The 5,329-nt window shown below is 72.5% G+C and carries 6 protein-coding genes; 1 reads left to right on the plus strand and 5 read right to left on the minus strand.

The features are described 5' to 3' along the window. Positions 1–804, minus strand: an 804-nt coding sequence (locus tag E1165_RS27785; RefSeq protein WP_132394661.1) for a sugar phosphate isomerase/epimerase, incomplete at its 3' end; no start/stop codon positions are given. 76 nt (positions 805–880) lie between these two features. Then, positions 881–1,825 (minus strand): Ppx/GppA phosphatase family protein, encoded by a 945-nt coding sequence (locus E1165_RS27790; protein WP_132394662.1) that lies wholly within the window; start codon positions 1,823–1,825, stop codon positions 881–883. Between the two features lie 73 nt (positions 1,826–1,898). Between E1165_RS27790 and E1165_RS27795 the strand changes: the two genes are divergently transcribed. Then, entirely contained in the window at positions 1,899–2,705 is an 807-nt protein-coding gene (locus tag E1165_RS27795; RefSeq protein WP_165945348.1) for a hypothetical protein, read from the plus strand. 208 nt (positions 2,706–2,913) lie between these two features. Here the strand turns inward: E1165_RS27795 and E1165_RS27800 are convergent, their stop codons facing one another. From E1165_RS27800 to E1165_RS27810, 3 genes are all read right to left on the minus strand, one after another. Then, positions 2,914–3,306, minus strand: coding sequence for a universal stress protein (locus E1165_RS27800; protein WP_132394663.1), 393 nt, complete (start codon positions 3,304–3,306; stop codon positions 2,914–2,916). Beyond that, entirely contained in the window at positions 3,303–4,808 is a 1,506-nt protein-coding gene (locus tag E1165_RS27805; RefSeq protein ID WP_132394664.1) for a tripartite tricarboxylate transporter permease, read from the minus strand. The genes E1165_RS27800 and E1165_RS27805 overlap by 4 nt, the downstream gene beginning before the upstream one ends. Then, positions 4,808–5,329 (minus strand): tripartite tricarboxylate transporter TctB family protein (locus tag E1165_RS27810; protein ID WP_207917062.1); only part of this gene is annotated, 522 nt, incomplete at its 5' end. The genes E1165_RS27805 and E1165_RS27810, both read right to left, overlap by 1 nt.

Consider the following 5,329-nt stretch of genomic DNA (forward strand, 5'->3'; position numbering starts at 1 on the left):
GGCGTCTATCGGGGAGGGGGCGGTGAGGTGGGCGCGGGCGAACTCCAGGGCCTCCCGCAGGTCCGCCTCACGGATCTCCCGGCTCTTCGCGCCCCTCGTGGTGACCTCGACGGCCACTGAGCCGGTGAAGCCACGTCCGGCGAGCGAGCGCAGCAACTCGGCGCAGGGCTGGCTGCCCCGGCCCGGGACCAGGTGCTCGTCGCGCCCCTCGCCGGTGCCGTCGCCGAGGTGCACGTGGGCCAGGCCCGTACCCATCCGGTCGGCCATCGTTAGGGCGTCGGTGTGCGACGCCGCGCAGTGCGACAGATCCAGGGTGTAGGAGGCGTACCCGGTGTCGGTCGGATCCCAGCCCGGGACGTACGGGACGAACTGCCGACCGGCCATCCGCACCGGGTACATGTTCTCCACCGGGAAACGCAGGTCGGGATAGTCCCGGGCGATCGTGGCCAGGCCGCTGGCGAAGTTGCGCGCATAGTCGCGCTGCCAGGTGAACGGCGGGTGCACCACCACGGTGGGCGCCCCCAGGGTCGAGGCCAGCTCCGCCGACCTGCGCAGCCGCTCCCACGGGTCGGGGCTCCACACCCGCTGGGTGACCAGCAGGCAGGGCGCGTGCACCGAGAGGACCGGCACGCCGTAGTGCTCGGCGAGGCCACGCAGCGCGCCGGCGTCCTGGCTGACGGCGTCGGTCCACACCATCACCTCGACGCCGTCGTAGCCGAGCGCCGCGGCCAGCTGGAAGGCCGCCGCGGTCCGTTCGGGGAAGACCGAGGAACTGGAAAGGAGGACGGGGACGCGGGAAGTCACACCCCCGAGGGTAACCGGGGCTGGCGCGCGGGCTCAGGACGAGTGTCCGCAAACCGCCCGGAACAACCCACCAACCTCACATCGGCGCCAGCTGGTCCAGCCGGCTGAGGATGACGCCCTCCCGCAGCGCCCACGGGCAGACGTCCAGCGACGGCACGTCGAGACGGCGCATCACCGCCTCGGCCACCACCGCCCCGGCGAGCAACTGGTGCGCCCGCTGCGCGCTCACCCCCTCCAGCTCCGCAAGCTTGGCGGGCGGAATGTGCCGGATGAAGCCGAGCACCTGGCGCAGACCCCGGCGGGTGAGGCTGCGGGGCGCCCAGAGTCCCGCGCTCGACGGTGCCGCACCCGCCAGCCGGGCCAGCGTCCGGAACGTCTTCGACGTGGCGACCGGCCGCTCCCACCCCACCTCGGTCAACTTGTCCACCACCGGGTCGAGCAGCTCGTCGACGTACTCCCGCAGCTCCTCCACAACCTCGGCCGAGGGCGGGACCAGCCCCGACGGGTCCACCCGCAGCCGCTCCCGGCTCAGCCGCCCGGCGCCCAGCGGCAGCGAGACCGCCACGTCCGGGTTCTCGTCGATGCCGGCGGCCAGTTCCAGCGAGCCGCCCCCGATGTCCATCGCCAGCAGCCGCCCCGCCGACCAGCCGAACCACCGCCGCACCGCCAGGAAGGTCATCCGCGCCTCGTCCGCGCCCGAGAGCACCTCCAGTCGCACGCCGGTGGCGTCGCGGACCCGGGTCAGCACCTCGGCGGCGTTGGTGGCGTCGCGGACCGCGCTGGTCGCGAAGGCCAGCAGGTCGTCGACGACCAGCCCGGTGGCGGCCGAACGGGCCATGCCGATCGCCTTGACCAGACTGTCGGAGCCCTCCTCGGTCAACGCGCCGTCCGGGCCGATCTGCTCGGCCAGCCGCAGCACCACTTTCTCGGAGTGCGCCGGCCAGGGGTGCGCGCCGTGATGGGCGTCGACCACCAGCAGGTGCACCGTGTTCGAACCGACGTCGAGCACACCCAGTCGCATGCCTCGACCTTAGGGCCACCGGGTTTCGGCGGCTCGTCGGCCGGCGGGCGTCACCGGGCGTACGCTGGTCCGGGTGACGAGCCAGGTGGAACTGCACGTGCTGGTGGACGACCCCGACGACCCGCGCAGCCGCGAGGTGGGACTGGACTTCCCCCGCGAGTGGATCGAGTTCCCCGACCCGGCCGACCCGAAGCACCTGGTACGCGCCGACCTGACCTGGTTGTTGTCCCGCTGGACGTGCGTGTTCGGCAAGGGCTGCCACGGCATCGTCGCCGGCCGGGCCGCCGACGGCTGCTGTTCGCACGGCGCGTTCTTCACCGACACCGACGACGAGAAGCGGGTCCGCGCCGCGGTCAAGCGGCTCACCCCGGCCACCTGGCAGCACTACCGCAGGGGCTTCCGGAACTGGACGGAGGACGACACGATCGACGGCAGGAATCCGGCCCGGCGCACCGCCACCCGGGCCGCCGACGCGCCGTGCGTCTTCCTCAACGATGCCGACTTCCCCGCCGGGGGCGGCTGCGCGCTGCACGCCCAGGCACTGCGTGACGGGGTGCACCCGCTGGAGTACAAGCCGGACGTCTGCTGGCAACTGCCGATCCGCCGCGACCAGGAGTGGCACCAACGACCGGACAACACCAAGGTGCTGGTCTCCAGCCTGTCCGAGTTCGACCGGCGGGGCTGGGGCGCGGGCGGGCACGACCTGGACTGGTGGTGCACGTCGTCGACCGACGCGCACGTCGGCGCGGAGCCGATGTACGTCTCGTACGGCCCGGAGCTGACCGCGCTGATCGGCGCGCCCGCGTACGCGAAACTCGCCGAGCTGTGCACGGCCAGGCTCCGCCAGGGGCAGGTCGCCCCGCACCCGGCCAGCGGGTGAACGGACCGCCGCTCGACCGGGCGGCAGCACCACCACGCCGTCGTCGCGCACCTGTGCGCCCGGGCTGAACACACAGGTGCCGATCGACACCGGGACGCCGCCACGTTCCCCGGCCCCGGTCTCACCGCTCTTGCGCGGGTTGCTGCCGGGTTCCCCTCCGTCGGTTGTGGTGGGGACGCCCGGGGACGCCGATGTCCCCGGGCGACACTCAGTCGGCCTTCACCGCGAGCACCGGGCAGGGCACCCGGAGCAGGATCTCCTGCGCCGCCGACCCCATGATGAGCTTGCCGACCGCGGTGCGGTGCCGGACCCCGATGACCACCAGCGAGATCTCCTCGGCCTCGACGATCTCGACGATCTCCTCCGCCGCGTCCCGGCCCCGGACCAGTTGCCGGACGCTGTGCGGCACCCCGGCTGCGGTCAGCTCGCGGCTCACCCGGTCCAGCTCCGCCTCCTGCGCGAAGCGTGGGTCGACGTACGCGTCGCCACGCGAGGTGTTCACCACCAGCACCGGTTCGTCGCGGAACCGGGCCTGTTCCACCGCGGCCCGCAGCGCCGCCTCGCCCAGCGGCGAGGGCACGTACCCCACCAGCACCGTCATCCGGTCACCAACCTTCCCCGCAGCGGACGGACCACGAACCGTCCGATCAGCGGCCAGAGCAGCACCACGACGATCGTGGCGTAGATCGCCCAGGACACCCAGCCACCGAGCAGCCCGTGCAACTCACCACCGGAGAGCTGCAACGCCCGCCGGCCCTGCAACTCGGCGCGCGGGCCGAGGATCACCCCGACGATCAGCGGCAGGATCGGCAGCCCGAACCGGCGCATCCCGAAGCCGAGTAGGCCGAGGGTCAACAGCAGGAACAGGTCGAACGGCGAGGCGTTGACCGCGTACGCGCCCATCGAGGCGAAGAAGACGATCCCGGCGTACAGGTACGGGCGCGGGATCCGCAGCAGTTTCGCCCAGGCGGGCGCCAGCGGCAGGTTCAGCACCAGCAGCAGCAGGTTGCCGATGAAGAGGCTGGCGATCAGCGTCCAGACCAGGCCGGACTCCCGTTCGAAGAGCAGCGGTCCGGGTTGGATGCCGTACTGCTGGAAGGCGGCCAGCATCACCGCGGCGGTGGCGTTGGTGGGCAGGCCGATCGCCAGCATCGGCACCAGCGTGCCGGCGGCGGAGGCGTTGTTGGCGGCCTCCGGGCCGGCGACGCCCTCGATCGCGCCCCGGCCGAACTCCTCCGGGTGCTTCGTCAGCTTCTTCTCCGTCGCGTACGACAGGAAGGTGGGGATCTCCGCCCCGCCCGCCGGCAACGCGCCGAACGGGAACCCGAAGGCGGTGCCGCGCAGCCACGGCTTCCAGGACCGCTTCCAGTCCTGCTTCCCCATCCACGGCTGCCCCACCGGGATCACCTCGGCGGCCCGCCTGCGCAGGTGGGCGGCGATCCAGAGCGCCTCACCGACGGCGAAGATGCCCACCGCCACGACGACCACGTCGATGCCGTCCGCGAGCTGCGGAATCCCCAGGGTCAGCCGCTGCTGGCCGCTCACCGAGTCGATCCCGACCATGCCGATCACCAGGCCGAGCAGCAGCGAGGCGAAGCCCCGCACCCGGGACGCCCCGAGCACCGCGGTGACCGCCACGAACGACAGCAGCATCAGGGCGAAGTAGTCCGGCGCGCCGAGGCTGATCGCGAACGACACCACCGGCGGGGTCACCACCACCAGCAGCAGGGTGGCGATGGTGCCGGCGACGAACGAGCCGATCGCGGCGGTGGCCAGGGCCTGCGCGGCCCGGCCGGCCTTGGCCATCTTGTTGCCCTCGATGGCGGTCACCACCGACGACGACTCGCCGGGGGTGTTGAGCAGGATCGAGGTGGTCGAGCCGCCGTACATGCCGCCGTAGAAGATGCCGGCGAACATGATGAACGCCTGGGTGGGCTCCATGCCGTAGGTGACCGGCAGCAGCAGCGCCACGGTCATCGCCGGCCCGATGCCGGGCAGCACGCCGACGGCGGTGCCGATGGTGACGCCGAGCAGCGCGATCAGCAGGTTCATCGGGGTCACCACGTTGGCGAACCCGTCGAGCAGGTTGGCGAGGTTGTCCATCACAGGATCCCTTGCAGCACGCCGGCGGGCAGGCTGACGCCGAGCCCGATGGCGAACGTGTAAAAGGTGATCAGCGCCAGCGCGACGGCGATCACCAGGTTGCGCACGTAGTGCCGGTTGCCGAGGGCGAACGCCGTGCCCCAGAAGAGCAGCGTCCCGCTGATCACCCAGCCGAGCCGGTCGATCAGCACCGCGTTGACCAGGAACGCCCCGATCAGCAGCAGCACCGTCCGCCAGTCGACGGGGGTGGTCAGGTCGACGTCCTCGCCGGCCTCCGGCTCGCCCGTGCCGCCACGGGCCACGTCCACGGCGTACACGGCCGCGACGATCAGCAGCAGCACACCGAGCAGGATCGGCACCGGCTTCGGCCCGATCGGGTCGGCGCTGCTGAGCGCCGTCCCGATCCGGCTCGCGTCGACGATCACCAGGGCGCCCACCAGGGCCAGGAACGCGCAGACGCCGTACTGCGCGCGGTCACCGCCCGGGGCCGGCCCGGTCGGGCCGGGCGCGGCCTCTTCGGC

Origin of the sequence: Micromonospora sp. KC723 (genome assembly GCF_004348595.1) — a bacterium.
Lineage (GTDB): Bacteria > Actinomycetota > Actinomycetes > Mycobacteriales > Micromonosporaceae > Micromonospora.